This is a genomic window from Rhodovastum atsumiense, from assembly GCF_937425535.1.
GTDB lineage: Bacteria > Pseudomonadota > Alphaproteobacteria > Acetobacterales > Acetobacteraceae > Rhodovastum > Rhodovastum atsumiense.
In genome coordinates this window covers 2423703-2448949 of sequence record NZ_OW485601.1, presented here as the reverse complement: position 1 = coordinate 2448949, position 25247 = coordinate 2423703, and the positions used below count along the sequence as shown (strand labels likewise).

The following is a 25247-nucleotide window of genomic DNA, read 5'->3' as shown; positions in this document are numbered from 1 at the left end:
TCAGGCGAGCGTGTGCTCGATCAGGATCCGGGTGCCGATGGCGATCAGGCACAGGCCACCGACCAGTTCCGCCGCACGTCCGAACACCGGCCCCATCCAGCGGCTCGCGAGCGTGCCAAGCGTGGCCATCAGGAAGGTGGCGAGCCCGATCGCCAGGGCGGCCGAGACGATATCCACGTTGATGAAGGCCAGGGTGATGCCGACCGCCATGGCATCGAGGCTGGTGGCGATGGCGGTCAGGATCAGCACGCCCAGCGAATGCCGCTCGGGCACCGGCGCGCTTTCATCCTTGCCGCAGAGCGCCTTGAACACCATCTGGCCGCCGATCAGGCCGAGGATGATGAAGGCCGCCCAATGATCGATCCGGGCCACCCAGGCCGCCGCGACGAGACCGGCAGTCCAGCCGAGAATGGGCGTGATCGCCTCGACGGCACCGAAGATCATCCCGGTGCGGAGTGCCTCGGCCAGGCAGGGACGGTTCAGCGCGGCCCCCTTCCCCAGGGCGGCCGCGAAGGAATCCATGGACATGCTGAAAGCCAGGGCAACGATTGCAGCCGCGCTCATCCGAAGTCTCCATCCAGCGATCCACACGCCCCGCGATGGCCTGCATCGAGGCCGTCCGGGAACGTTTGGTCTCGCCAATCCGGTCACTCGGACCGCCGACCGTGCCATGCGCAACTGCGCAAGGATGTTGACACGGCCCTGCCAGCCGGCAGCGGCTACTCCCCAACGTGGGCAGAACTAGCGGCCACCGCCGCCGAGGTCAAAACGTTTCATACGTCGTTATCGCGGAGGCAGGCATGAGCGGAAACCGTCCCTCCCGAAACGGCCGATGGCAGGCCAGGACCTTTTGATTTCGGGAACAATCCGCAAGCGGCCTCGATTTTTGGTTGAGCCCCGACAGCTCGTGCTGGCGTCGCGGCCGATACCACCCGCGGCCTGCCGCTGCCGGTCGGGGCCGCGATCTACAGCACGCCCAGAGTGCGCAACGCGCGGATGGTGGTGCTGGCGCTGGTATGGGTGATCCAGCGCCCTCCCTTGCCGATCCAGAGAGCCTTGTACTTTTCCCAGTCGTCGATCAGGATATCGCCCGGTGCGGCATGGAGGCATTTCTCCTTCGACCGGCAGCATCGGACCTCGACGTGACTTCCCAGGTATTTCCGGACCCATGCCCGCTTGTTGTCGGGCGCCTCCCGCACCGAAGGCGGGACACCGGTCAGGACGATCGGGTCATGCGGCGCGACCGCCGCCCAGAGTTCCCGCATGTCCGGCATCGGCGGCAGGTTCAGATAAAATCCAGGAACGGCGCGGACCTTCTGCCAGTCGACATTGTCGGCCAGTTTGTCAGGCCGGTAGCCGAACACCCGCACGTGGCCGGCATCGAAATCGGCAAGAACACCGTCCATATCAACGAATATCTTCATGCGGCCGTTCCGGTCCATCCATGCCCTCGCGCCAGATGCAGCGCATGGCCCGGATAGCATATCGGCCCCGGACGAAGAACCGAAAGCCACGCCGGGCCCGCAACATCCCGCCCTGGATGAAGACGGCACGCCAATCGGAAACCGGCGCTATTGCGTTGCGGAATTCAAGGAGATGGGATCGACACGAACGCCATAGAGGGGTTGGATCGCAGGCGGCGTGACGGGGATGACGGGATGACGCCTGATGGGAACGGGAATGACCCCATAGAGAGGTTTGGCGACCCAGCCTGCCGCCACGGCATCGAGTTCCCGGTCCGTCAGCGCGCGTGGCGTCTCCACGCCGCCGGCGATGTTCGCCCAGCGTCGCAGGAACTGCCGTTTGGCGTCGGAATCCATATTTCTACTCCCAGAGTTCACCGATTTTCCGCAGGCTGCACGTCTCCACGTCGCTGTCGACGGGATCGAACAGGTGGCAACCGCCCCCCTTGCACAGATCCCAGTGGGCGCAGGCCCGGCATCGTGGTAGGGCCACCGTCTCGCGCTGGCGAAACAGGGTGAAGGCGTTGTTCCAGATCCCGAGGAACGGCGCGTCCCGCAAATGTCCCTGCACGAACCGTCGGGAAACGCTGGGGCAACCGGTCACCTGCCCGTCATACAGGATCGAGCCGATGTTGATGCCGGAACCGCAATAGTGGAAGCTCTCGCGGATGCGGCATTCCCAGTTCGGTCCCCAATAGCCTTCCTCGGACAGCGTCACGTCGATGTCCTTGCGGCTCGCGCGTTGCGTGGCAACGAAAGCCAGCAACTGCCGCGTCTGCTCGCCCGACAGCATCAGCCCGGATTCCGCATCGGCCCGGCCGCGCGAGAACACCGGCGTCAGCCGCACGCCCGGCACGCCGAGCCCGGCCAGGTAGTCGACGAAGGGCCCCAGGTGGTCGATGTTGATCCGGCTGACACAGCAGATCACGTCGAAGGCACGCCAGAACGGATCGGCCACCAACCGGCGCAGGGCGTCGCTGACCCGCAGGAACGCCCCTGGACGGCGGCGCAACGCATCGTGCTGCGCCGCCAGCCCGTCGAGGCTGACCGCGATGCTTGTCAGGCCGGCCGCCTTGAGCGACGCCAGCCGCTTCTCGTCCAGCAGCATGGCATTGGTGGTGATGCCCCAGTTGTAGCCGAGCGCGGCAGCATGCGCGCCCACCGCATCGATGTCCCGGCGCACCAGCGGCTCGCCGCCGATGATGGCGAAGGTGATGCCCCCGGGATCGTACTCCCTGGCGATCGCATCCAGTTCCGCGCAGATGACCTCACCCGCCAGTTCGCGGTCGGCGGTGGAATCGTCGCGCAGGCAATCGCTGCCGCAATGCCGGCAGAACAGGTTGCAACGGAGCGTCGATTCCCAGAACAGGTAGGTCAGCGGATGCTCTGCACGCTGGCGCTCCTTCCAGGTGATCATGTTTTCCAAGGCCTTCGCCCAGGCGTCAGCAGCCTCTGACATCCTTGACCTCGAATCGAAGCCCATCACTTTGGGGAAAATAAGTAAATCAACGCAACATCCAGAGATATGCATATCTATTTCATTGGATATGATGCGTTGTAAATGCAGATTTTCGTTATCGAATGTGATTCGATGTTATAAATAAACGTACAAAAGAACATCCAAGGCCCGGAGTCACGCAGATCGGTTGATCTGTTGATTGAACGATCACTTCACAGTTCCGACCGAAAGTCGGTCAACAGCATCCCAGGTTCCGGTTCTCCTGCGATCTGCGCAGATGCACCACCAGGACTGACCTGGCCTGCCGCGAGACGCACAGCGGCATCCCGAAAAACCCAGGCTGCAATGTAAAGTTTTAGATGATGCCCTTGCGGGACTGCGACTGCTTCGTGGCGGCATGGAAGAGCGAAGCACCGGATACGCGCGATCCGGTAACTTGTGGTTGCATCCCCCGGCGCGGTCCAGGCAACACAGCATGCCGCACCTGGACCTGGTGATTGGTGTCCCCGGCGGGATTCGAACCCACGGCCCCAGGATTAGGAATCCTGTGCTCTATCCGGCTGAGCTACGGGGACAGCCGAGACCTCATATAGCCGAACCCGTCCCGCGCGTCAGCCCATCCCGCGCCACGACGTGCCGGCGCCCCACCCGTCCATTCCCTGCCCGCATTGGATTTGTTCCCTCACCCGCTTGGCCTGCCGCCTCTCCCCGTGCAGAGTTGCCCCCACAAGCAAGCAACCGGGGAGAAAACAACATGTCCAAGGTCATCATTTCCTGTGCCGTCACCGGGGCCATCCACACCCCGAGCATGTCCCCCCACCTGCCGATCACCCCCGAGGATATCGCCGCCCACTCCATCGCCGCCGCCGAAGCAGGCGCCGCCATCCTCCACCTGCATGCGCGCGACCCCGAAACCGGCGAGCCCACGCCCGATCCCGCCGTGTTCATGCGCTTCCTGCCCATCATCAAGCAGAACACCGACGCGGTGGTGAACATCACCACCGGCGGCGGCCTCGGCATGACCGTGGAGGAACGCCTCGCCGCCCCGCTGCAGGCGAGCCCGGAGATGTGCAGCCTCAACATGGGCAGCATGAACTTCAACATCTCCCCGGCCGCCGCCCGCATCAGCGAATGGAAGCATGGCTGGGAGAAGGAGTACCTCACCCGCACGGAAGATTTCATCTTCCGCAATACCTTCAAGGATATCGCTCGCATCGTGGGGCTCATGGGCCACGGCCATGGCACCCGCTTTGAATTCGAATGCTACGACATCGGCCACCTCTACAACCTGGCCCACATGCTCGACCGCAAGGTGGTGGAACCACCGCTGTTCGTGCAGAGCATCTTCGGCATTCTCGGCGGCATTGGCGCCGATCCGCGCAACCTGCTGTTCATGCGCGAGACCGCCGACCGCCTGTTCGGCCGGGACTACGTGTGGTCGGTGCTCGCCGCCGGCCGCCACCAGATGGCCTTCACCACCATGGCCGGCATCCTCGGTGGCAATGTGCGGGTGGGGCTGGAGGACAGCCTCTATATCGGCAAGGGAAGACTGGCCACGTCCAATGCCGAGCAGGTGGCGAAGATCCGCCGCATCCTCGAAGACCTCAGCTTCGAGATCGCCACCCCCGCCGAGGCGCGCGCCATGCTGGCGCTGAAGGGCGGCGATCGCGTGAAGTTCTGATCCCCGGGCAGGCGGCGGGCTTGACGTGGCCCCCGGCCTGCCCCGACCGTCACGGCATGACCGACCCCGTCGCGCTGCACCGCAGTCTGCTCACCCTCGATTCCCATATCGACATCCCCTGGCCCGAAGGCCCCGCCTTCCGCGAGGAAACCTCGCGGCGGGTGGACCTGCCGAAGATGCGCCGCGGCCACATGGCCGCGGGCTGTTTCGCCGCCTATGTCCCGCAGGGTCCACGCAACGAGGACGGCAACGCCGCCGCCTTCGCCCGCGCCAATGGCATGCTGCAGGCGATCGCCGCCATGGGTGACGACACCACCCGTCTCTGCACCACCGCCGACGCCATCGAGCAAGCGCATCGCGACGGCCTCACCGCCATCATTCCCGCCGTCGAGAACGGCCATGCCTGCGGTGGCGACCCCACCCGCCTGCGCGGCTTCCGCGCCCTGGGCGCGCGCTATCTCACCCTCACGCATAACGGCCACAACGCCTTCGCCGACAGCGCCATCCCCCGCAGCGAGTTCGGCGACGCGGCGGAGGAACATGGCGGCCTCTCCCCGCTCGGGCGGGAGGCAATCGCCGAGCTGAACCGGCTCGGCATGCTGGTCGATGTCGCCCATGTCTCCCGCGCGGCGATGCTGCAGGCGGCCGAGGCATCGCGCACCCCGGTCCTGTCCACCCATTCCTGCATCCGCGCGCTGTGCGACCATCCGCGCAACCTCGACGATGCGCAGCTTGACGCCCTGCGCGATGTCGGCGGGGTGGTGCAGGTGACGGCGGTCGCGCATTTCCTGCGCCCGGGCCGCAAGGCCGAGGACGTCACCCTGGCCGATTACGCCGACCATATCGATTACGCGGTGCGGCGCATCGGCATCGAACATGTCGGCATCTCCTCGGATTTCGACGGCGGCGGCGGCTTCGTCGGCTGGCACGACGCGGCGGAATGCCCCAACCTCACCGCCGAACTGCTCAGCCGCGGCTATGGCGCGCGCGAACTGGCCTTGCTCTGGGGTGGCAACTTCCTGCGGCTTCTCCGCATCGCCGAACAAAGGGCAGCCTGATGCGCAGCGTGGCACTTCCGGACGGCACCAAGGTCCCCGCCCTCGGCCAGGGCACCTGGAAGCTCGGCGAGGGCGAGCGCCCGGCGCGGCAGGAAGCGGCGGCCCTGCGCCTTGGGATCGAACTCGGCCTCACCCTGATCGACACCGCCGAGATGTACGGCGACGGCGCCTCGGAAGAAGTGGTGGCCGCGGCGATCGCCGGCCTGCGTGACCGGGTGTACCTGGTCACCAAGGCCTATCCGCAGAATGCCTCGCGCACCGGCCTGCCCGCCGCCTGCATCCGCAGCCTGCGGCGGCTGAAGACCGATGTCATCGATCTGTATCTGCTGCACTGGCGCGGCGGCGTGCCGCTCGCCGAGACCGTCGCCGCCTTCGAGAAACTCAAGGCCGAGGGCAAGATCCGGCAATGGGGGGTCTCGAACCTCGACCAGGACGACATGGAGGAATTGCTGGCCGTGCCCGGCGGCGGCGCCTGCACCACCAACCAGGTGCTCTACAACCCGGAATACCGCGGCATCGAGTTCGACCTGCTGCCCTGGAGCGAGACGCGGCTGCCGCTGATGGCCTATTCGCCGGTCGGCCAGGGCGGCCGGCTGCTGCGCAGCCCGGCCCTGCGTGCAGTCGCCACCCGTCACGGCGTCACCCCGGCCCAGGTCGCCATCGCCTGGTCACTGCGCCATCCGGGCGTGATCTCCATCCCGAAATCCGGCAGCATCGACCATGTCCGCGAGAACGCGGCGGCGGCCGGGCTGAAACTGACGCCGGAGGACCTGGCCGAGATCGATCGTGCCTATCCCCCGCCCCGCCGCAAGGTCGCGCTGGCGATGCTGTAGTGCTGTAGCCCCGCAACCGGCCCGGCCCGCCGGGACCAGGGCGGCGGCGCGACGGCAACATCCGCTAACGCCCTGGCGTCGCCTTTTCCTCTTCCTGGACTGGCCAGCCGGGCGGTGGCTCGAACTGCGCCGGATCCAGCGGGCCGTATTCCACCCGGATGGCCTCCTGCCAGTGCAGATCCCCGTCGAGCGTCATCCGGCTGCGCAGGACCAGCCCGTCCACCGAGACGCACACCGTTCGTGCCGCCTCCTCCGGCTCGTTGCGGTCGCGGATGCGCCAGAGCGAGCAGGGCAGGCCGGCCACGTGGTCCTCCCCGTCCCGGATCACCTGCAGGTCCGGCTGGAGCGCAAGGTCCGGCAATGAGCCGTCCTCCTCGCCCATCCGGCTCATCGTCACCACGCCGGCGGCGGGATCCCCCGGTGTGACGACAAAGAACCAGGCCCGCTTCGCCCGTGGATCCACGATCCGCACGACACCGCCGCTCTCGAACCGTTCCCGTCCGGTCGCGGCGGCGTAGCAGGCGCGGGTCAGGATCTCGCCGTCCCCCAGGCCGCCCCCCACGGACGAGCGATAGGTCACGGCCACGTCGCGGGTCAGCCGGCGCGGCGGCGGCCCATCCTCGGTCCGTGCCGGACGCGACGCGACGAGACAGCCGGAAGCAAGACAGGTCAGGATCAGGACCAGGCGGGTGCAAACAGGCATGCGGCATGCTTCCACAACCACAGGCTGTCGCGGCAAGCGGATGCTGATCACGCCTCCGTGCGCCGTGTCCCCCTCGCCGGCCGGCCTCGCGCAGGCGTCATTGCCGACGGCTCCTTCGGAGCGCTATCGAACCAGCCATCCCCATCCACCGGAAAGCGCATGGCCCGCAACACCATCACGTTGATCTGGATCGCCGGCCTGGTGCTGGCGGTGCTGGTCTATTTCGTCGGCCCCGACCGCTTCATGTTTTCCGCCTTCGACCTGATCAACGGCATCTGGTTCGCCCTGCTCGCAGCGCTGCGCAATCTCTCGGGCATCACCTTCGACCTGGTGCGCGCCCTGGCGATCGGGCTGTGGTTCGTGTTCGCGGTGCTCGCCCTGCTGGTGATCCGTCGCACCGGCACCGGCCATGCGGCCCTTCTCGTCGTTTCGCTGATCTTCCTGGGCCTGATCTGGCATGGCGGCGGATACGCCGGCTTCGGTGCGCACACGCGCTGGGCCGCGGCCCTGATCCTGGTGCTCGTCGCCGCCCTGACGATGACGCGCCGCCTGACCCATCCTGCCGCACGAAGCCCGCTGGGGCCGCCGCCGCATCCATAGCAAAACGTTAATATTTCGTTATAGCATCGATAAATAGCCGGACCCGCAACGATTCTGGTTGCTCCCGGCGGCGCGGCCACGCCATGCTGGTGTCGGGTCGGTCCGGGCGTCGTGCGGCGCAGCCGTCGCCCCCGTGGATGCAAGCAGGTCGCCATGAACGAGCTGCCCCCCCGTGCGCCGCCCCCCGGCACCCCGTCTCTCTCGGGGGCAGGTCGCACAAGCGAGGAGCATGCCCTGATCCACGCCTCGGGCCTGCTGGATGCCGGCTGGTACGAGCAGCGTTATCCGGAAATCGCCGGGACCGGCACTGACCCGGTGATCCATTTCATCACCCGGGGCTGGCGGGAGGGGCGCAACCCCAATCTCTACTTCGATACCAGCTGGTACCTGAAGCAGAATCCCGATGTCAGCCGCGCCGGGCTCAATCCGTTGCTGCACTATATCCGGCGGGGCGAGGCCGAGAACCGCTTGCCCTGCCTGCATTTCGACCTGCCCTGGTACCGTACGCGGCACACGGCCCCGGAAGGCGGCACGCTGCTCGGTCACTACTACACGCATCGCCGTTCCGGCACGGTCACCCCGATCGCCGAGTTCGACCCCGCCTGGTACCTGGCGCAATATCCGGACATCGCCGCCGCCGGGGTCGACCCTTTTGAACATTTCCTGCTCTGGGGCTGGCGGGAGGGGCGCAACCCCTCGGCCGACTTCGATACCCGCTTCTACGTGCGCCGCTACCTCGATCCGGGCCAGGACGAAAACCCGCTGCTGCATTATCGCCGCCTGCGCCACGTCATCCGCCTTCACACGCGCCCGCCGCCGGACGAAACCACCATCCCCGAGGAGGTGCGCCGCTTCACCGCCCCCGGCCCAGAGTTCGAAGAGATCGCGCCGCTGCCTCGCTCGGCTCCGCGCCGGGCGACGGTGCTCGCCTTCTACCTGCCGCAATTCCACGCCATCCCCGAGAACGATGCCTGGTGGGGCCGCGGCTTCACCGAATGGACCTTCACCGCCCGCGGATTGCCGCGCTTCGCCGGGCATTACCAGCCTCGCATTCCCCGCGATCTCGGCCATTACGTGCTCGACAATCCGACGGTGCTGCGCCGGCAGGTGGAGCTGGCGCGCGGCGCCGGTCTCGGCGGCTTCATCTTCTACTTCTACTGGTTCAACGGCCGTCGCCTGCTGGAACGCCCGCTGGAGGCGTTCCTCGCCGATCATTCCATCGACTTTCCTTTTTGCCTGATGTGGGCGAACGAGAACTGGACCCGCCGCTGGGACGGTTCGGACCAGGACGTGCTGATCGCGCAGGACTGGCGCCGGCGCGACGAGACGGCGCTGGTCGACAGCTTCGCCCGCCATTTCCGTGATCCCCGCTATATCCGGCTGCACGGCAGGCCGCTGCTGATGGTGTATCGCGCCGGCCTGATTCCCGAATCCGCCGCCACCCTCGCCCGTTGGCGCGAGGCATTCCGGGTGCGCCATCACGAGAATCCGGTGATGGTGATGTCGCAGAGCTTCGACGCCTTCGATCCGCGCGGCTACGGCTTCGATGGCGCGGTGGAATTCCCGCCGCACAAGCTGGTGCTCGGCCAGAAGCCGATCAATGGCGACCTGGCCTGGTTCGATCTCGCCGCCACGGCCCAGGTGTTCGATTACGGGGCAATCGCCAACGCCTCGCTCGCCGAACCGCCCGCGCCATTCCCGCTGATCAAGACGGCGGTGCCCGGCTGGGACAACGATGCCCGCCGCCAGGGCGCGGGAATGATGCTGCACCGGGCCACGCCGGCGAAATACCAGGCATGGCTGAGCGAACTGATCGACCGCGCCGCCGCCCATCCCTTCTTCGGCGAGCGGCTGGTCTGCGTGAATGCCTGGAACGAATGGGCGGAAGGCGCCTATCTCGAACCCGATCAGCATTACGGCGGGGCCTGGCTGAACGCCACGGCCCGCGCGGTGGCTGCCCGGTTCGCCACCGGGGCTCCGCTGCTGCTGGTCGGCCATGACGGCTTCGCCGCCGGTGCGCAGCAACTGCTGCTGCACCTCGGCCGCATCCTGCGCCGGCGCTTCGGTGTCACAGTCGAATTCCTGTTGCTTGGTGAAGGGACGTTGCGGCCGCGCTATGCCACGACCGCGCCCACGCAGGTGATCACCGATCCGTCCCGACTGCAGCCCTTCCTGCTTGCTGCCGCGGCCCGCGGCATCACCACCGCCCTGGTCAACAGCGCCGCCGCCGCCTGGAGCATCCCGCAACTGCGGGCCGCCGGCATCGAGCCAACCCTGCTCGTGCACGAGATGCCTGGCCTGCTCGCCGAGAAACGGCTGCTTGCCGGCGCCCGCGCCGGCGCGCAGGCCGCCGGGCACGTGATCTTCGCTGCCGAAGCCGTTCGCGCCGGCTTCACCAGCGCCGTGCCGATCGAAGCGGAGCGCAGCGTGGTGCTGCCGCAGGGCAATTATCGCGATGTTGCCTTCTCCATCACCGCGCGCGCCGCCCTGCGGGCGCGGCTCGGCGTGCCGGATGAGACGCCGGTGGTGCTCGGTGCCGGATATGCGGATCTGCGCAAAGGCTTCGACCTGTTCCTGCAATGCTGGCGGCTGACCCGGCACGACCGCCCACAGGTGCGGTTCTGGTGGGTGGGTGAGCTCGATGCCACCCTGCATGCCTATCTCTCCGCCGAGATCGAGGCGGCGGAAGCCACCGGCAGCTTCCACCTCGCCGGCTGGCAGGATGACATCGCTGCCTGGCTCAGCGCAGCCGATCTGTTCGCCCTGCCCTCGCGCGAGGACCCGTATCCGACCATCCTGATCGAGGCCCTGTGCTCCGGGTTGCGGGCGGTCGCGTTCGATCACTCGGGCGGCATGCCCGACCTGCTGCGCGAGCGCGATTGCGGCGAGGTCGTGCCGATGGGCGATGCCGCCGCGCTGTCCGCGGCGATCCTGCGCGAACTGGACCGTCCCGCCGGGGATCGTGCCGCCCTGGCACAGACGGCATGCCAGCGTTTCCGCTTCGACCATTATGCCTTCGCGCTGCTGCAGCAGGCCCGTCCGGGTCTCCCGGCCGTCTCGGTCGCCGTGCCGGCCCACAACTATGCCCGTTACCTTGAACACCGGCTGGTCTCGGTGTTCACCCAGACCCACCCGGTGGTCGAGGTCATCGTGCTCGACGACGCCTCGCGCGACGACAGTGTCGCGGTGGCGCAACGCGTCGCCGCCGACTGGGGACGCGATATCCGGCTCATCGTCAATCCCACAAATTCCGGCTCGCCCTTCGCCCAGTGGCACCGTGCCGCCGAATTGGCCGAGGCCGAATGGGTATGGATCGCCGAAGCCGATGACGCCGCGGAGCCGACACTGCTCGCGACCCTGGCGGCCTTCGTGCACGACGTGCCCGAGTTGGAACTCGCCTTCTGCGACAGCCGCGCCATTGACGCCCAGGGGGCCCCGCTCTGGCCAAGCTACCACGACTACTATGTCCAAAGCGGTGCGCCGGCGCTGACGCAAGGCGGCGTGTTCCCCGCGCCCGACTTTGCCCGGCGCTTCCTGGCCGAACGCAACCTGATCCCGAATGTCTCCGCGGTGCTGTGGCGACGCCGCTCCCTGCTCGCGGCCCTGCACCGCTGCGGGCGCGAGCTATCCGGCTTCCATCTCGCCGGGGACTGGCGAATCTATCTGGAGATCCTGGCCGAGAGCACGGGCCAGGTCGGCGTGGCTCCCACCTCGCTCAACGTGCATCGCCGCCATGCCGCCGGCGTGACGCAATCGACCGCCGCGCGCCGCCATCTCGACGAGGTCACCCGCATCCACGCCATTGCCCGCAGCCGCCTGGATCTGCCACCGGAAACCATACGCCGCCAGGGCGTCTACCGCCGCCATCTCGCGCACACGCTCGGCCTGCGCTAGGGCATTTGCCGGTCGCAGTGGCGCGCGGCAAATGCTCCAGTGCTCTGCGGCTTCATGCCATCGCCCGCTTGTGGCGCAGGACGCGCGGCGCCGTCGCGACGATCCGCTCCAGGCGATCCAGGATGCGCAGGCCGACCGCGTGACGTCCATGGCTGCGCAACACCTCGGCCTGCCCCCGCCGTGCAATGCCGCGGCCACGTTCGGGATCGTCGAGAACGGGTCGCAGCAGGTCCCGGGCATGATCGAGGTCAGGCTCGGCCCATGACTGTCCGCGCCAGTGCGGATGGTCTCCTTTCTTCAACTTCACCAGACGGTGGCGGACCAGCAGCGAATTCTCGCCGGTCATGAGGTCGAGATTCCCTGACCACCCTGTGCCCATCGCCAGCCGGCCCCACGCCATCGCCTCACCCAGGTCACGACCGCCCCCTTCGGCATGATGCAGCGAGACGACGCAGTCGCAGGCGGAGATCAGGCTGCGCAGATGCAGGGAGTCGGGGGGGGTCGTGATCACCTTCACCTGCGGGTCGCCCGCGATCGTCGTGGCCCACGCCTCGTCTTCCGGACCGGCCGCCAGCACCTGCAGCACGAGTTGCACGTCACGGTAGGGATCGTCGCGCCGGAGCCGATCCAGCAGCGCCAGCACCGCATGTGAGTTCCGCTGCCTCACCCACGACGACGGATCGAAAAAATGCAGCAGCACGAAGGCAGATTCACGGACGCCGAAATACCGCCGCGGCAGGCATGGCCCTGGCTGCGGGTCCAGCGTCTGGCCGATCCAGTAGCTGTCCAGCCCGGATGACGCGAGGTTGTCACGGATGAAGCCGGACAGTGCCCAGATCTCGTCGAAACGACGGAGCTGTGTTGCCCATTGCGCTGGAATGACCGGCAGATCGTAAATCGGAACGATGATGTTGTAGCCATCGTCGAAGCGGCCGCCACTCTCCGCGAACGCCATCATCGCCTGCTCCACCTCCGCACCGCCGGCATGGAAGATGCGGATACCGCCGGGCAGGTCGTGCCGCTCACGTGCCGCCATAAGCTGCCGGTGTGCCGGGTCGGTGCGTGTGGTGGGGAAAAGTTCGAACACCCGATGATGCAGGCGCAGCGCGTCACAGGCCATGACATGGCCACGCAACGCCTCACCTGGCGCGACTGGTGCGAAAGGACGACCGATGAACGTCACCGGCACATCGTCCAGCACCGCCGCAGCGCGGCCCCGTCCAGCCGCCACGGCCTCGCCCGTGGTGTCCGGTTTGCCGGAGCCGGGACTGCGGGATCGCTTCATCGAGCAGGGCGCCTCATGGTCGCGCCTTCGCCTCGACCGCGTCGCGCAGGGCCTCCAGCCAACGATGGCCGTAGAAGCTGTCGGGTTCCAGATGCGCACCCTCGCTCCATTCGTTCCAGGCATTGACGAAGAGCAGACGCTGCTCGCCCGTCAGGGAGCGTCGGATATGCTCGATTTTTTCCTCGACATAGACCCGGAATGCTTCCGGGCTGGCGCCATCGAAGCTGGTGCCGCGCAGGCTTTGCCGCGGCGTGTTGTCCCATCCCGGGAACACCGCAGGATAGCGCCGGCACGGCACGGCGTCACGCTGCAGGAAGGCGAGAACCGTTGCCGGGTAGTCATAGCGGTAGCCACTCCAGTCTTCCTTGACGATCTCTGCCGGGCTGGTGGCGGGAACCGCATGCCCATGCGGCGGGAACTCGACACTGGCATCGAAGCCAAGATCGGCGGGATGGAGGTTTCGCGCCGCCGCTTCCACGCTTTCGACATAGGCGAGATGCACGCCCGGGAAACCTGCCGCCGCGAAGCCGGCCCGACAGGCCCGGGCGAAGGCCGGTGCATCGGGCAACAGCAACGGCCGGTAGACCAGGAACAAGGGCAGGCCGTCGACACGAATGTAGCGTGGATCGGCGGCATGTGACACCGCGTCGGCGATGACGGCATCAAGCGTGTCCGGATCATAATTCTGCGCCATCAGGATCTCGCGCTCACCGCCATCCCACTGCCGGGTCCAGTTCTCGTTGGCCCAGCACAGGCACCAGCGAAACGGAATTCCGGGATGCGCGCGCACGGTCGCGAGCGGACGGTCAAGCACGCGACGCTTGCCGAAGTTATAGTAATAGACGCAGAAACCTTCGATGCCGTAGCGGCGCGCGAGCAAGGCCTGGGCGGTCAGCGCCTCCGGCGTACGCAGGTCGTAGAAGCCGAGATCGGCGGGCAGATGCGGCTGGTAATGGCCGACATAACTGGGCTGCGCCTTGGTGACATTGGTCCATTCGGTAAAGCCAGTGCCCCACCACAGGTCGTTCTCGGGCGTCGGGTGGAATTGCGGCAGGTAGAAGGCCAGCACCCGCACCGCATCCAGCCGCCGGATCAGGTCCCCCCAGCGCGCGACCAGGCGTTGCCGGCCACGGATCATGGCGCGGAACGCGTGCACGTCCGGATCGCGGGAGTGGTGCAGCATCATGGCGCCGCCGACATGGCGCACGCGATGTCCGGCCGAGACAAAGCGCAGGCAAAGATCGGCATCCTCGCCGGACTCCGGATCATAGGCGTCGTCGAACAACGTCGCACCGGCGAGCGCCCGGCGAAACATCAGCGCGGCGCCCGAACAACAGGTGACGTCGCGGTCCTGGCAGAACCCGGCCTCGGACGGATCCGCATGCGATCCGACCATGCCGATCTCACCGTTGGCCCGCAGGAAACGTCCGGCCTCCTGCAGGCGGCCATCGGAGGCAAGCAGCCTGGGACCGACCGCCGCCACTGCGGGATCGGCATCCAGAGCGGCCACCAGCGCCTCGATGGCGCCCGGCATCACCTGCGTGTCGTCAGCGAGCAGCAGGACGTACTCGCCCCGGCAGCGGGCGAATGCCTGGTTGCAGGCGGCAGGAAAGGTGGTCTTCGTCGCCCGGCGCAGCCAGACGAGGTTCGGCACGGCCTGCAACCACGCCGAGGCAGAGGCCGGCATGCCGTCATCCACCAGCACAACCTCGAAAGCGAGCTGCGGCTGCACCGTCTGCAATGATCGCAGGCAGGCGATGGCGGCATCGGGCGCGTGCCGCGCGGAAATCAGGATGGACAGTCGCGGCGATGCCGTCCGGGGAAATGTCAGCCTGGCGCTGTCGCCGTTGGGGGAAGCGGCAGGATGCAGCGAAACACGGACCGCCTGACGGCGCTGCTCTCGCGCGGCATCGATGCGCGTGCGCAGGTCACGATCAATCGCGAGGACCGTATCGGGATCGATCGTGACCACCCGGCCGGCCCCGGCCGGAACCGCCAGCGCGGCCCGACGCTCGGTGGGCGCCTGCCGGCCCTCCCGCTCGCCATACTCCAGGTAATGGCGCAAGGGGGGAACCCCGGCCTCGGCAACGTCGGGATAACGCGCGCGGTACAGCGCTCCGTCAAAGGCCGGGCCGGCGGCGCGTCCTTCAGCATCGCCTTGCAGGAGAAAATGGCACATCGCCAGATAAGGATCGTTTGGAACATCATCGTAGCGTTGCGCATACCAGGCCGGATCGAGATGAGGATTCGGTCGTCGGCCGGCCTGCAGGCCATGCTGCAGGAACCGGCGAAGCAACCCGCTTCCGGCGGCCGCGGCGCCATCCGTCGCCAGATAATGGTCTGGATCGAAGTAGGGGCTCGGGCGTGCCAGATTGTGCTCCAGCATATCGGCCAGGGCGTCAGGCCGCGGCACCGCCCCGAGCGCCGCGGCATTCCCGGCAGCCATGTAGGGCAGGTCAACGAGCGGATGCGGCGAGCGCAACCGGGCACAACCACGTTCAATGAAGTGCAGCAGCGGGTCCAGTCCGGTTTCCGCGATGTCCGGATTGGTGGCGAGATAGAAGTCACGATCGAAATACCAAGACAACACTGGCCGCTGCCGCGGCGGCATCCGCAAATAAGCCACAACGCAGGAAATATCGGCGCGACCACCCCCAAGCGCCTGACGGAACAGATCCTCGCTTACGAAATTCGAACACAGCATATTGTGTGCCCGTTTCAGTTCCTCCATTGCCACCGATGGCATCCAAATCGATCCTTTTCGTTGCCGCGGTGCCACTCATAGACGCTTTACAACACGATAACTTCTCTTGCGCCGCATCCAGGGATACCTGGAAAACATTGATACAATAACAAAATTATTTACAGAGGATGGAGGCAGAGCGGCGGCGGCGTCCTGCCCGACGGATCTCCGACAAAATGATTTTTAAATTAAAAAAGTTATAATGCCGCAATATATCATCCCGCTGCATCCCGCAGTTCAATTCTGCACCAGCCTTACCCGGCCACTGTCCTCCCGCCCCTTCGTCGGAAATCCATGGCGGCATGCCCTCGGATCGGGCATCCCTGCCCTCAGGTTTTCGATGAAGATCGACGACAGCCACGAGAAGACAGTTTTCCGGCGACCATCGCACCAGGCATCCGCTCCATATGACTGAAAATCCGAACCCTGAAGCGATCCCAATTGAAACCATAGATTGCTATTGGTGCCCGGTGCTGGCGGGTTATAACGGTCCGATGCAGGCAAAGAGGTAACGGATGCGGGTGTTACTCACCGGTGGATGTGGATTCATCGGGTCGGCCGTTATACGTCATTTGATCCGGTCGACCGGGCACAGCGTGGTCAACGTTGACAAGCTGACATACGCTGCTTCCGAGGATGCCCTGGAAGACGCATCGCGGCATGATCGTCACACGCTGGTTCAGGCCGACATCGCCGACCATGCCGCCATGCGAGAGGTGTTCGCGACCCACGCCCCCGACGCCGTCATGCATCTCGCCGCCGAGACGCATGTGGACCGTTCGATCGACGGGCCGGGTCCCTTCGTCCAGACGAACGTGGTCGGCACATACACGCTGCTCGATGTCGCCCGCGCGTATTGGTCGTCGCTGCCTGTTGCCCGTCGGGATTCGTTCCGATTTCACCACATCTCGACCGACGAGGTGTTCGGGGCGCTGTCACCGACCGACCCGCCTTTCACCGAAACCACCCCCTATGACCCACGCAGCCCCTATTCCGCGAGCAAGGCGGCGTCGGACCATCTGGTGCGGGCCTGGCACCACACCTACGGCCTGCCGACCATCGTCAGCAACACCTCCAACAACTACGGCCCCTGGCAATTCCCCGAGAAGCTGATCCCGCTGGTCACGCTCAATGCGCTCGAGGGCAAGAAGCTGCCGGTCTATGGTGACGGATCCAACATGCGGGACTGGATCTTCGTCGAGGACCATGCCGAGGCACTGGTGCGGGTGCTCGAACGCGGCCAGCCCGGCGGTACCTACGCCCTCTCCGCCCGCCAGCCACGCACCAACCTGCAGGTGGTGCGCGCGATCTGCGCGGCCCTCGATGCCCGCCTCCCCGATCCGGCCGGCCCGCGTGAGCGGCTGATCCACTTCGTCACCGACCGGCCCGGCCATGATTTCCGCTACGAAATCGACCCCACCCGCTCCGAGGCGGCGCTGGACTGGAAGGCCGGGCACGATTTCGAGCGCGGCCTCGGCCGCACCATCGACTGGTATCTCGCCAACCGCGCCTGGTGGGAGCGCATCCGCGCCGCCCGCTATGCCGGTGAACGGCTCGGCCAGGGAACGAGGAACCCGACATGACCATGAAGAAGGGCATCCTGCTGGCGGGCGGCTCGGGCACGCGCCTGCACCCGATGACGCTCGCCGCCTCCAAGCAGTTGCTGCCGGTCTACGACAAGCCGATGGTCTACTACCCGCTGTCGGTGCTGATGCTGGCCGGGATCCGCGACCTCCTGGTGATCTCCACCCCCACCGACCTGCCGCAGTTCCGGCGGCTGCTCGGCGACGGCGAGCGCCTGGGCATGCACATCAGCTACGCCGAGCAGCCGAGCCCGGACGGCCTGGCGCAGGCCTTCCATATCGGCCGCGACTGGATCGCCGGCGAGCCCTGCGCGCTCGCGCTCGGCGACAACCTCGTCTTCGGCGAGCATCTCTCGGTGCTGCTGCAATCTGCCGCCGCGCGGCCGCAGGGCGCCACGGTGTTCGCCTACCAGGTGCGCGACCCGGAGCGCTACGGCGTGGTCAGCATGACCCCCGAGGGCCGCGCCCTCGACATCGTCGAGAAACCGGCGGTGCCGCAATCGAACTGGGCGGTGATCGGGCTCTATTTCTACGACGCCCGGGTCACCGAACTGGCCGCCCGCGTCCGCCCCTCCGCCCGTGGCGAGCTGGAAATCACCGACCTCAACCGCATGTACCTGGAAGAAGGCAGCCTGCAGGTCGAGAAACTGGGGCGCGGCTGCGCCTGGCTCGATGCCGGCACGCCGGATTCGCTGCTGCAGGCCGCCACCTTCGTGCAGACCATCCAGTCGCGCCAGGGCATGCTGGTCGGCTGCCCGGAGGAAGTGGCCTATCGCATGGGCTGGATCGACGCCGCCCGGCTGCGCCAGCACGCCCGCGCCCTCGGCAAGACCGAGCTCGGCCGGGTGCTGACCGAACTCGCCGATACCGGGCTGGAGGCCTGAGACAGCCATGAAAGTCGAACGGCTCGCCATCCCCGACGTGCTGCTGCTCACGCCGCCGCGCTACGGCGATGCACGGGGATTCTTCTCCGAAACCTACAATGCCCGGCGCTACGCCGAGGCCGGCATCGACCAGCCCTTCGTGCAGGACAACCACAGCCTCTCCGCCCGCCGCGGCGTGCTGCGCGGCCTGCATTGCCAGGTCGCGCCGAACGTGCAGGGCAAGCTGGTGCGGGTGATCAAAGGCGCGATCTGGGACGTTGCCGTCGACATCCGCCACGGCTCGCCCACCTACGGGCAGCACGTGGCCGCGGAACTCAGCGCGGAGAACTGGTCGCAGCTCTGGATCCCCGGGGGCTTCCTGCACGGGTTCTGCACGCTCACGCAGGATGTCGAGGTCATCTACAAGGTGACCGGCGACTATGACCGGGCGGCCGAGCGCGGCGTGATCTGGAACGACCCGGACCTCGCCATTCCCTGGCCGGTCGCCCCGGAGGAGGTCCAGCTCTCCGAGAAGGACACCCAGCTGCCCCGTCTCGCCGAATGTGACGTCTGGTTCCGGGCCTGACCGGCGCGGACCGAAAGGGAAACACAGCCATGAGCGTCACCGATGCGACGGGGCCGATCCTGGTCACCGGCGGCACCGGGCAGCTGGCCAGTGCGCTGGCAGAAGCCGCCGACGGGCTGAAGCTGCTGCGGGTCGGCCGCCCCGATTTCGACTTCGACCGACCGGATGCGATCCACCCTCTGCTCGACCGCACCCGGCCGTCACTGGTGATCAACGCCGCCGCCTACACCGCGGTCGATCGCGCCGAGACCGATGCCCTGGCGGCGTGGCGCGCCAACCACGACGGCCCGGCCGCGCTGGCGGCCTGGTGCGCCGCCGCCGGCGTGCCGCTGATCCACGTTTCCACCGATTACGTCTTCGACGGGCTCAAGGGCGCGCCCTATGTGGAGACCGATCCGACCCATCCCTGTGGCGTCTACGGCGCTTCCAAACTTGCCGGCGAGGCAGCGGTGCTTGCCACGGCGGCGCGGGCGATCGTGCTGCGGACCTCCTGGGTCTATGCGCCGCGGGGGCGCAACTTCGTCCTGACCATGCTGAACGCGCGGGCGAAGACCGACCGGCTGCGCGTCGTGGCCGACCAGATCGGCTGCCCCACCCCGGCCGGCGACCTGGCCGCGGCGATCCTGCAGATCGCCCGGCAGATCCGCGCGCAGCCCTGGCAGGAGGGTTGGAACGGCCTCTATCACGCCGCCGGCACCGGCTGGACCAGTTGGCACGGGCTGGCCAGCGCCGTCTTCGAGGAAGCGGCGCGGTACGGCATGGTGCCCCCCACGGTCGAGCCGATCACCACCGCCGACTGGCCGACGCCGGTGCGCCGCCCGCCCGATTCCCGGCTCGACTGCGCCAAACTGGCAGCGACCTTCGGCATCAGCCTGCCGCCATGGCGTTCCAGCTTGGCAAAAGTCATAGATATCGCCTTCGATATTTCACCCACAACGGGAACAAAGCTGTAATATTGCACCGGCGCCGCTAATATGCTCGTCAATGGCGCCGCAAGATCCCGCACCCCGGATCGCGATCCTGCTGTCGACGTACAACGGTGCGCGATGGCTGCGAGAGCAACTGGAGAGCATCCTTCACCAGACCCATGAGGAATGGGTGCTGTACTGGCGCGATGACGGCTCGGCCGACGCCAGCGTCGCCATCCTGCAGGAGTTCAGCCAACGCGCCGGCCAGGGGCGTTGCGTGCGGATCGAGCAGCCGGCGCATCGTCTCGGCGTGACCGCCAGCTTCCTGACCCTGTTGCGCGCCGTCGTCCCCCGGCTCGGGGAGCGCGACGCGATCGCCTTCGCCGACCAGGACGATATCTGGCTGCCGCACAAGCTGGAACGCGGGCTCGCGGCGCTGCACCGTGCCGGCCAGGGCCTGCCGGTGCTGTATTGCGGTCGCCAGATCCTGGTGGATCAGGATCTGAACCGCCTGGGCCTGTCCGGTGCGCTGCGGCGTGCCACCGGCTTTCCGGCGGCGCTGACCCAGAACGTGGCCACCGGCTGCACCGTCATGCTGAACCGCCAGGCCGCCTGCCTGGTCGCGGCCAGCCGCCCCGCCCCGGGCACGCTGCATGACTGGTGGGCCTACCTGATGGTGACCGCCGCCGGCGGGCTGCTCGTCCAGGACAAGGAACCGGTGATCCTGTATCGCCAGCACCGATGCAACCTGGTGGGCGCCCCGGCCTCCTCGCTGCGCCGCGCGGTGGGGGCCCTGCGCCGCGGCCCGGCCTTGTTCATGACGCTGCTGCGGGCCCATGTCGATGGATTGCTGGCCCAACCCGAGCTCATCACCGAGCGGGCCCGGGCCGAGCTCCTGCTGCTCAGCCGGGCGCTGCATGGTGGGATCCGGCTGCGGCTGATGGCCTTGCGGATGCCGGGACTGCACCGCCAGACCTGGCCGGAAACCGCCCTGTTCCGCTGCTGGTTCCTCATCGGCTGATCGCGGCGCCGCAGGCGGCCAGGGCCGCCCGCATATGCGCCGGCACCGGCGCCGTCACCGCCACCGGCGGATCGAGCCCGAGCGAAAGGCTGCGCGCCAGCAAGTGCAGCCGCTCCGCCTCCCCGCCCGGGCCGTACACCGGATCGCCCAGCAACGGACAGCCCAGCACCGCGCAATGCGCCCGCACCTGGTGCGTCCGCCCGGTGCGCGGGCGCAGTTCCAGCCAGGCCATCCCCGCCGCCTGCCCGCGCAGGCACCATTCGGTCACCGCGGGTTGGCCCGCCTCGTCGGCGACCATGCGCCACCCCGCCGGCGTACTGACCTTGCGCAGCTTCGCCTGAATCACGCCCGCCTCGCCCGGCGGCGCCCCGTGCACCACCGCCCAATAGGTCTTCGCCGCCCGACCGGCCGCGAACTCGGCCTGGGCCGCATGCAGCGCCGCCCGTCGCAGCGCCACCAGCAGGCAGCCGGCGGTGTCGGCGTCCAGCCGGTGCGCGAGCCACGGCCCGTCGCGCCGACGCGACAGCGCCGGGAAGCAATCCTCCACGCTGGGGCCGCCGCGCGGCCCGGGATGCACGGGCAGCCCCGCCGGCTTGTCGAGCACGACGAAACGCGAATCGTGGAACAGGATCGGGATGTCCATCGCGTGATGCTATGCCATGCCGCATGAAGCCCGACACGATCTGCGGCGCCAACGCCGTCGACGCCCTGTTCGCCCGTCGCCCCGACGACGTCATCCGCCTGTTCTACGCCACCGAACGGCGCGACCTGGTCGGTCCCTGGTGCAGCCGGCTCGCCGAGGCACGCCGGCCCTACCGCCTGCTGCCGGACGCGGAGCTGGTGAAGGTCGCCGGCACGCCACACCATGGCGGCGTGGTCGCGGTGGCCAAGCCCCGCGAGATCCCGCTGCTCGACCTGCGCGCCCCGCCGCGCGGGAATTTCCTGCTGGTGCTCGACGGCATCGGCAACCCGCACAATCTCGGCGCGATCGCCCGCAGCGCCGCGTGGTTCGGCGTGCCGGCGCTGCTGCTGCACGACATCCCCGGCGCCGCCCTGCCCTCCGACGCCGCCTACCGCACCGCCGAGGGTGGCCTGGAATGGCTGGCCCTGCACCGCACCCGCGACCTGCCGCGCGCCCTGGCCGCCTTGGCGCCCTACTACCGCATCGTGGCGACGACGCTTGCCGCTGATGCAGTGCCACCCGAGGCGATTCCGCGCGACCGGCCCCTCGCCCTGGTGCTCGGCGCAGAGGAACACGGCATCCGCGCCGAGGTGCTGGCGGCCTGCCGCCGCTCGGTGCGCATCCGTGGCACCGGGCGGGTGCAGAGCCTGAACGTTGCGCAGGCGGCCGCGGTGCTGCTGCACGCCCTCACCTGAGCGGACATCTGAGCAGGACAGGCCCTGGCCTTCCCGCAGGGCGGCGTGGCAGGGTTGGTCATGCGCATTCATATCCAGAACCGTTCCGCCTCCGCCCCCTTCGTGCTCACCCCCGCGCAATGGCACGCCGCCGCAGCGCGCGCCGGGGAAACCGACCACGAGGTCAGTTTTGGATTCGATACAGACGCCTTCACCGCCGCCATCGCCGAGGCGGAGATCCTGATCGCCTCGCCAAGCACGATCGGGAGCCTGCTGCCCTTCGCCGGGCCACGGCTGCGCCTGATGTTCACCACCGCCGCCGGGGTCGATGCCCTGCGGCCCTTCGAGCGACTGCCCCCCGGCGTCCTGCTGGTGAACAATCGCGGCGTGCACGGCGCCAAGGTGTTCGAATACGCCGCCATGGCGCTGCTGATGCTGAATACGCGGATTCCCGCCTATGCCGCCGCCCAGCGCCGCGGCAGTTGGGAACCGCAATTCCTGCCGGTCATCCGCGGCCGACGCGCCACCATCATCGGCACCGGCGACCTCGGGGCCGCCGCCGCCCGCGCCGCCCGGATGCTCGGGCTGTCCACCACCGGCCTGCGCACCCGCGCCCTCCCGCATGATGATTTCGACCGCATCCGCCTGATCGCGGAGCTCGACGCGGTGCTGCCGGAAACCGACTTCCTGGTGCTCGCCTGTCCGCTCACCCCCGCCACCGCCGGGCTGCTCGACCGTCGCCGCCTGGAATTGCTGCCGCAGGGGGCGGGCGTGGTGAACGTGGGCCGCGGCGGGCTGATCGACCAGGATGCGCTGTGCGACCTGCTCGATGCCGGGCGACTCGGCGGCGCGGTGCTCGACGTGACGACCCCGGAACCACCGCCGCCCGACCACCGGGTCTGGACCACGCCGAACCTGCTGGTGACGCCACATGTCTCCGCCGACGAGGATCCGGCCACCTACAATGCCGCCACCCTGGAGGTGTTCTTCGCCAATCTCCGGGCCTGGCGCGACGGAGGGATGCCACCGAACCAGGTTGATCCCGGCCGGGGATATTGACACTTCCGGGCGTAATTCTCGCGCATCATCCGTCGCATCAACGACAGCCGCTCGACCATTGATAAAAATAGGCATCACGAGAACCTGATTTCGTGGAACCGCGGTGGGGCCGGGGCCTTTTCCTCGCATGATGAAAAAGGACAGCAGCATCACCCGGCTCACCGCGGCAGCGATCGGCGCCGCGATGGCCCTCGCTCTGCCGGTGGCGGCCCATGCGGAACCGGAACTTTCCGATGGCCCGGCCTTGCGGGAAGCGCGGAAGCTCGCGGAACAACCGCCCGTGGCCGAGCCGCCCGGGCGCCGTCCGCCGATCGATCATTCCGGCCGCAAGCTGCGCGGCAAGGCCAGCTTCTATGGCGAGGAATTCCGGGGCCGCAAGATGGCCAACGGCAAGCGCTTCAACCCCGACTCCACGGTCGCGGCCAGCAAGTCGCTGCCGCTCGGCACCGTCGCGAAGGTCACCAACCTCAAGACCGGCAAGTCCGCCATGGTCAGGATCGAGGACCGTGGGCCCTATGCCCAGGGCCGCGTCGTGGACCTGACGCCGAAGACAGCGAAGAAACTCGACATGATCGGTGACGGCGTGGTGCCGGTGGTGGTGGCGCCGGTCGCGGTGCCGCAACGGTCAGGCGGCGCCAAGGCGGGTGCGGGAGCAGCCGAGGTGCCAGCCTCCACAGCGACCGAAGCGTTGCAACAGGCCGCCGCAGCCGCGCCGCCCGAGGAACCGCAGGCGCGGCGGTAGGATCGGCCCGGCACTGCACATCATTGGACCTATGCCTTCGGGAACAGGCCGGGAAACAGCACTTCGACCGCATCAAGGGGAAAGCGCAGCGAAACCGGTCCCTTGGGGGTATCGGAGCCGAGAATGCCCTCCGCCACCAAGGTGCTCAGGAGATCGCGGGCGGTCCGTTCCTTCAGGCCGGTGACGCGCGCCGCTTCCCCGCGCGGCAGTTCCCCGCGTTGCAGGACCTGTTCCAGAAGCGCAAAGGCTTCCGGCTTCAGCCCCCGCTGTTCCACATAGAATTTCAGGCGCTCGATGAGCGTGTCCAGGGCGAACAGGCCGCTCATGCAGGTGACCTGATCAAGGCAGACCTGAAGGAACCAGGTGGTGAACTCCGCCAGAGCCCGGAGCGAGAGGTTTCCCCGGCCGTCCAGATCGCCCTGCCGTAGCGAATCGGCGTGATCCATCATCCGCTTGTATTCGCCCCGGCTCTCCAGGCCCCGCGCCAGTCCGCGTGACACCGACCAGAGGCCGTGTGCGCCGATGCCGGCATGCAGCGCCATGGCGTGGCTCATCAACCGGCTGACACGCCCGTTCCCATCCAGGAAGGGGTGGATGTAATTCAGCCGGTGATGGGCCGCCGCCATTGCCAGGATGCGACTGCCCATGCGCAGCGGCTCGAAGCGGTAGCGTTTCTCGAAATGCTGCATGAACGCGGCCACGCGCTCGCCGGCCGGCGGCCAGTGCCGGCCAACCATGACCTCATGCTCCGCGGTCGAACGGAACTCGCCCGGCACCATGCGCAACGCGCGACCCGTGCCGCGCACAATCAGCATGGCTTCGGGAGCATCCACGTAGAAGGCGCGATGAACGTCACGGATGAATTCAGCTGAAGCCGGTTCCGGTAGCGCAGCTTCTGCAAAACGACGGTCAATGTCGCGCTGGACACGGATATGCGCGCGCGCTTCGACCTGAAGATTCCGGCGCTCCTCCGTGGGGTCGAGTTGATCGGCCAGAGCCCGCTCGATCTCGCGCGGGGTCGTGTTGTGACCTTCAATCAGGTTCGAATAGTAGCAGTTCATGATCCGCACGGCATCGGCAAGATTGGCCGCGGACCGGGCATGCAGCCGGATTCCAAGTGCGCTGCTGCTGGCCGAGAGGGCGGCGATCAGATCGACAATTTCCGGACCGGTTTCATCGAGAAGGCAGGGTTCGATCCGTGCCGGGGTTTCCTCAAACGCCACTTTGCCGATCCTGAGTCTGGATAACAGACTGACATTATAAGGTAGAATCCGGAAATCTGCCAAAATTCTGCCGATCATCACGCCGATGCGCGAAGCGCCGCCAGGAGCATGAAACAACTATGATTTCCGGGGACGAAAGGGCAGCTTTCCGCCGATCCCGCAGGCAAAGCCCTTCATGCCACTGGCG

The 25247-nt window shown here is 67.5% G+C and carries 22 protein-coding genes, 1 tRNA gene and 1 riboswitch; of the genes, 13 read left to right on the top strand and 10 right to left on the bottom strand.

The features are described from left to right. The 5 genes from NBY65_RS11225 to NBY65_RS11205 all read right to left on the bottom strand — a co-directional run bounded on the left by NBY65_RS11225 (position 1) and on the right by NBY65_RS11205 (position 3497). Positions 1–564 (bottom strand): manganese efflux pump MntP, encoded by a 564-nt coding sequence (locus tag NBY65_RS11225; protein ID WP_150040150.1) that lies wholly within the window; start codon positions 562–564, stop codon positions 1–3. Between the two features lie 15 nt (positions 565–579). Next, a riboswitch (yybP-ykoY riboswitch) is annotated at positions 580–740 on the bottom strand. A gap of 225 nt (positions 741–965) precedes the next feature. Next, positions 966–1424: an HAD family hydrolase gene (locus tag NBY65_RS11220; RefSeq protein WP_162530483.1), complete on the bottom strand. Its 459-nt coding sequence runs from the start codon at positions 1422–1424 to the stop codon at positions 966–968. A 147-nt stretch (positions 1425–1571) separates the two neighbouring features. Further along, a complete protein-coding gene (locus NBY65_RS11215; RefSeq protein ID WP_150040152.1) occupies positions 1572–1820 on the bottom strand; it encodes a hypothetical protein in 249 nt (82 codons plus the stop codon). A gap of 4 nt (positions 1821–1824) precedes the next feature. Continuing rightward, on the bottom strand, positions 1825–2922 hold the full coding sequence (locus NBY65_RS11210; protein ID WP_162530484.1) for a radical SAM/SPASM domain-containing protein: 1098 nt from the start codon (positions 2920–2922) through the stop codon (positions 1825–1827). A gap of 498 nt (positions 2923–3420) precedes the next feature. After that, a tRNA-Arg gene (locus tag NBY65_RS11205) sits at positions 3421–3497 on the bottom strand. 179 nt (positions 3498–3676) lie between these two features. Here NBY65_RS11205 and NBY65_RS11200 point away from each other — a divergent pair. The 3 genes from NBY65_RS11200 to NBY65_RS11190 are packed head-to-tail and all read left to right on the top strand — an operon-like array spanning position 3677 to position 6494. Then, entirely contained in the window at positions 3677–4603 is a 927-nt protein-coding gene (locus tag NBY65_RS11200; RefSeq protein ID WP_150040154.1) for a BKACE family enzyme, read from the top strand. Between the two features lie 56 nt (positions 4604–4659). Then, the gene (locus NBY65_RS11195; RefSeq protein WP_150040155.1) at positions 4660–5661 is read left to right on the top strand and encodes a dipeptidase; all 1002 of its coding nucleotides are present in this window, start codon (positions 4660–4662) and stop codon (positions 5659–5661) included. Beyond that, a complete protein-coding gene (locus tag NBY65_RS11190; protein ID WP_150040156.1) occupies positions 5661–6494 on the top strand; it encodes an aldo/keto reductase in 834 nt (277 codons plus the stop codon). Before NBY65_RS11195 ends, NBY65_RS11190 begins: the two co-directional genes overlap by 1 nt. Before the next feature lie 64 nt (positions 6495–6558). Here the strand turns inward: NBY65_RS11190 and NBY65_RS11185 are convergent, their stop codons facing one another. Further along, positions 6559–7197, bottom strand: coding sequence for a hypothetical protein (locus tag NBY65_RS11185; protein WP_150040157.1), 639 nt, complete (start codon positions 7195–7197; stop codon positions 6559–6561). A gap of 159 nt (positions 7198–7356) precedes the next feature. Here NBY65_RS11185 and NBY65_RS11180 point away from each other — a divergent pair, with 159 nt between their 5' ends. Both NBY65_RS11180 and NBY65_RS11175 read left to right on the top strand, forming a co-directional pair. After that, positions 7357–7797, top strand: coding sequence for a hypothetical protein (locus NBY65_RS11180; RefSeq protein ID WP_150040158.1), 441 nt, complete (start codon positions 7357–7359; stop codon positions 7795–7797). A gap of 153 nt (positions 7798–7950) precedes the next feature. Continuing rightward, a complete protein-coding gene (locus NBY65_RS11175; protein ID WP_150040159.1) occupies positions 7951–11691 on the top strand; it encodes a glycoside hydrolase family 99-like domain-containing protein in 3741 nt (1246 codons plus the stop codon). A gap of 52 nt (positions 11692–11743) precedes the next feature. On the opposite strand, the gene NBY65_RS11170 is transcribed toward NBY65_RS11175, so the two are convergent. Both NBY65_RS11170 and NBY65_RS11165 read right to left on the bottom strand, forming a co-directional pair. Then, positions 11744–12976 carry a glycosyltransferase gene (locus tag NBY65_RS11170; RefSeq protein ID WP_150040160.1) on the bottom strand — a complete coding sequence of 411 codons (1233 nt, stop codon included), beginning with the start codon at positions 12974–12976 and terminating at the stop codon, positions 11744–11746. A gap of 13 nt (positions 12977–12989) precedes the next feature. Further along, positions 12990–15563 (bottom strand): glycoside hydrolase family 99-like domain-containing protein, encoded by a 2574-nt coding sequence (locus tag NBY65_RS11165; RefSeq protein ID WP_250265661.1) that lies wholly within the window; start codon positions 15561–15563, stop codon positions 12990–12992. Positions 15564–16234: 671 nt separating this feature from the next. Between NBY65_RS11165 and rfbB the strand changes: the two genes are divergently transcribed. The 5 genes from rfbB to NBY65_RS11140 are packed head-to-tail and all read left to right on the top strand — an operon-like array spanning position 16235 to position 20680. Continuing rightward, positions 16235–17302, top strand: coding sequence for a dTDP-glucose 4,6-dehydratase (gene rfbB, locus NBY65_RS11160; protein WP_150040162.1), 1068 nt, complete (start codon positions 16235–16237; stop codon positions 17300–17302). Beyond that, positions 17299–18186, top strand: coding sequence for a glucose-1-phosphate thymidylyltransferase RfbA (rfbA, locus tag NBY65_RS11155; RefSeq protein WP_408894961.1), 888 nt, complete (start codon positions 17299–17301; stop codon positions 18184–18186). The genes rfbB and rfbA overlap by 4 nt, the downstream gene beginning before the upstream one ends. Positions 18187–18193: 7 nt before the next feature. Beyond that, the gene (gene rfbC / locus NBY65_RS11150; RefSeq protein WP_150040163.1) at positions 18194–18751 is read left to right on the top strand and encodes a dTDP-4-dehydrorhamnose 3,5-epimerase; all 558 of its coding nucleotides are present in this window, start codon (positions 18194–18196) and stop codon (positions 18749–18751) included. A 29-nt stretch (positions 18752–18780) separates the two neighbouring features. Next, positions 18781–19704: a dTDP-4-dehydrorhamnose reductase gene (rfbD, locus tag NBY65_RS11145; RefSeq protein WP_150040164.1), complete on the top strand. Its 924-nt coding sequence runs from the start codon at positions 18781–18783 to the stop codon at positions 19702–19704. Positions 19705–19735: 31 nt separating this feature from the next. Further along, complete coding sequence (locus tag NBY65_RS11140; protein ID WP_150040165.1) at positions 19736–20680, top strand: glycosyltransferase family 2 protein; 945 nt, start codon at positions 19736–19738, stop codon at positions 20678–20680. Here the strand turns inward: NBY65_RS11140 and NBY65_RS11135 are convergent. After that, positions 20670–21323, bottom strand: a complete 654-nt coding sequence (locus tag NBY65_RS11135) for an RluA family pseudouridine synthase (protein WP_150040166.1) — start codon at positions 21321–21323, stop codon at positions 20670–20672. The genes NBY65_RS11140 and NBY65_RS11135 overlap by 11 nt on opposite strands. 23 nt (positions 21324–21346) lie before the next feature. Here NBY65_RS11135 and NBY65_RS11130 point away from each other — a divergent pair, with 23 nt between their 5' ends. From NBY65_RS11130 to NBY65_RS11120, 3 genes are all read left to right on the top strand, one after another. Continuing rightward, positions 21347–22057, top strand: coding sequence for a TrmH family RNA methyltransferase (locus NBY65_RS11130; RefSeq protein ID WP_239002736.1), 711 nt, complete (start codon positions 21347–21349; stop codon positions 22055–22057). Between the two features lie 60 nt (positions 22058–22117). Further along, positions 22118–23095: a D-2-hydroxyacid dehydrogenase gene (locus NBY65_RS11125; RefSeq protein WP_150040168.1), complete on the top strand. Its 978-nt coding sequence runs from the start codon at positions 22118–22120 to the stop codon at positions 23093–23095. A gap of 127 nt (positions 23096–23222) precedes the next feature. After that, positions 23223–23837 carry a septal ring lytic transglycosylase RlpA family protein gene (locus NBY65_RS11120; RefSeq protein WP_239002737.1) on the top strand — a complete coding sequence of 205 codons (615 nt, stop codon included), beginning with the start codon at positions 23223–23225 and terminating at the stop codon, positions 23835–23837. 29 nt (positions 23838–23866) lie between these two features. On the opposite strand, the gene NBY65_RS11115 is transcribed toward NBY65_RS11120, so the two are convergent. Next, on the bottom strand, positions 23867–25177 hold the full coding sequence (locus NBY65_RS11115) for a Fic family protein (protein ID WP_203330433.1): 1311 nt from the start codon (positions 25175–25177) through the stop codon (positions 23867–23869). Positions 25178–25247: the final 70 nt, after the last annotated feature.

Coding starts and splice junctions, on each gene's coding strand:
- NBY65_RS11225 (WP_150040150.1), bottom strand. CDS start 564: ATGAGCGCGGCTGCAATCGTTGCCCTGGCTTTCAGCATGTCCATGGAT.
- NBY65_RS11220 (WP_162530483.1), bottom strand. CDS start 1,424: ATGAAGATATTCGTTGATATGGACGGTGTTCTTGCCGATTTCGATGCC.
- NBY65_RS11215 (WP_150040152.1), bottom strand. CDS start 1,820: ATGGATTCCGACGCCAAACGGCAGTTCCTGCGACGCTGGGCGAACATC.
- NBY65_RS11210 (WP_162530484.1), bottom strand. CDS start 2,922: ATGTCAGAGGCTGCTGACGCCTGGGCGAAGGCCTTGGAAAACATGATC.
- NBY65_RS11200 (WP_150040154.1), top strand. CDS start 3,677: ATGTCCAAGGTCATCATTTCCTGTGCCGTCACCGGGGCCATCCACACC.
- NBY65_RS11195 (WP_150040155.1), top strand. CDS start 4,660: ATGACCGACCCCGTCGCGCTGCACCGCAGTCTGCTCACCCTCGATTCC.
- NBY65_RS11190 (WP_150040156.1), top strand. CDS start 5,661: ATGCGCAGCGTGGCACTTCCGGACGGCACCAAGGTCCCCGCCCTCGGC.
- NBY65_RS11185 (WP_150040157.1), bottom strand. CDS start 7,197: ATGCCTGTTTGCACCCGCCTGGTCCTGATCCTGACCTGTCTTGCTTCC.
- NBY65_RS11180 (WP_150040158.1), top strand. CDS start 7,357: ATGGCCCGCAACACCATCACGTTGATCTGGATCGCCGGCCTGGTGCTG.
- NBY65_RS11175 (WP_150040159.1), top strand. CDS start 7,951: ATGAACGAGCTGCCCCCCCGTGCGCCGCCCCCCGGCACCCCGTCTCTC.
- NBY65_RS11170 (WP_150040160.1), bottom strand. CDS start 12,976: ATGAAGCGATCCCGCAGTCCCGGCTCCGGCAAACCGGACACCACGGGC.
- rfbB (WP_150040162.1), top strand. CDS start 16,235: ATGCGGGTGTTACTCACCGGTGGATGTGGATTCATCGGGTCGGCCGTT.
- rfbA (WP_408894961.1), top strand. CDS start 17,299: ATGACCATGAAGAAGGGCATCCTGCTGGCGGGCGGCTCGGGCACGCGC.
- rfbC (WP_150040163.1), top strand. CDS start 18,194: ATGAAAGTCGAACGGCTCGCCATCCCCGACGTGCTGCTGCTCACGCCG.
- rfbD (WP_150040164.1), top strand. CDS start 18,781: ATGAGCGTCACCGATGCGACGGGGCCGATCCTGGTCACCGGCGGCACC.
- NBY65_RS11140 (WP_150040165.1), top strand. CDS start 19,736: ATGGCGCCGCAAGATCCCGCACCCCGGATCGCGATCCTGCTGTCGACG.
- NBY65_RS11135 (WP_150040166.1), bottom strand. CDS start 21,323: ATGGACATCCCGATCCTGTTCCACGATTCGCGTTTCGTCGTGCTCGAC.
- NBY65_RS11130 (WP_239002736.1), top strand. CDS start 21,347: ATGAAGCCCGACACGATCTGCGGCGCCAACGCCGTCGACGCCCTGTTC.
- NBY65_RS11125 (WP_150040168.1), top strand. CDS start 22,118: ATGCGCATTCATATCCAGAACCGTTCCGCCTCCGCCCCCTTCGTGCTC.
- NBY65_RS11120 (WP_239002737.1), top strand. CDS start 23,223: ATGATGAAAAAGGACAGCAGCATCACCCGGCTCACCGCGGCAGCGATC.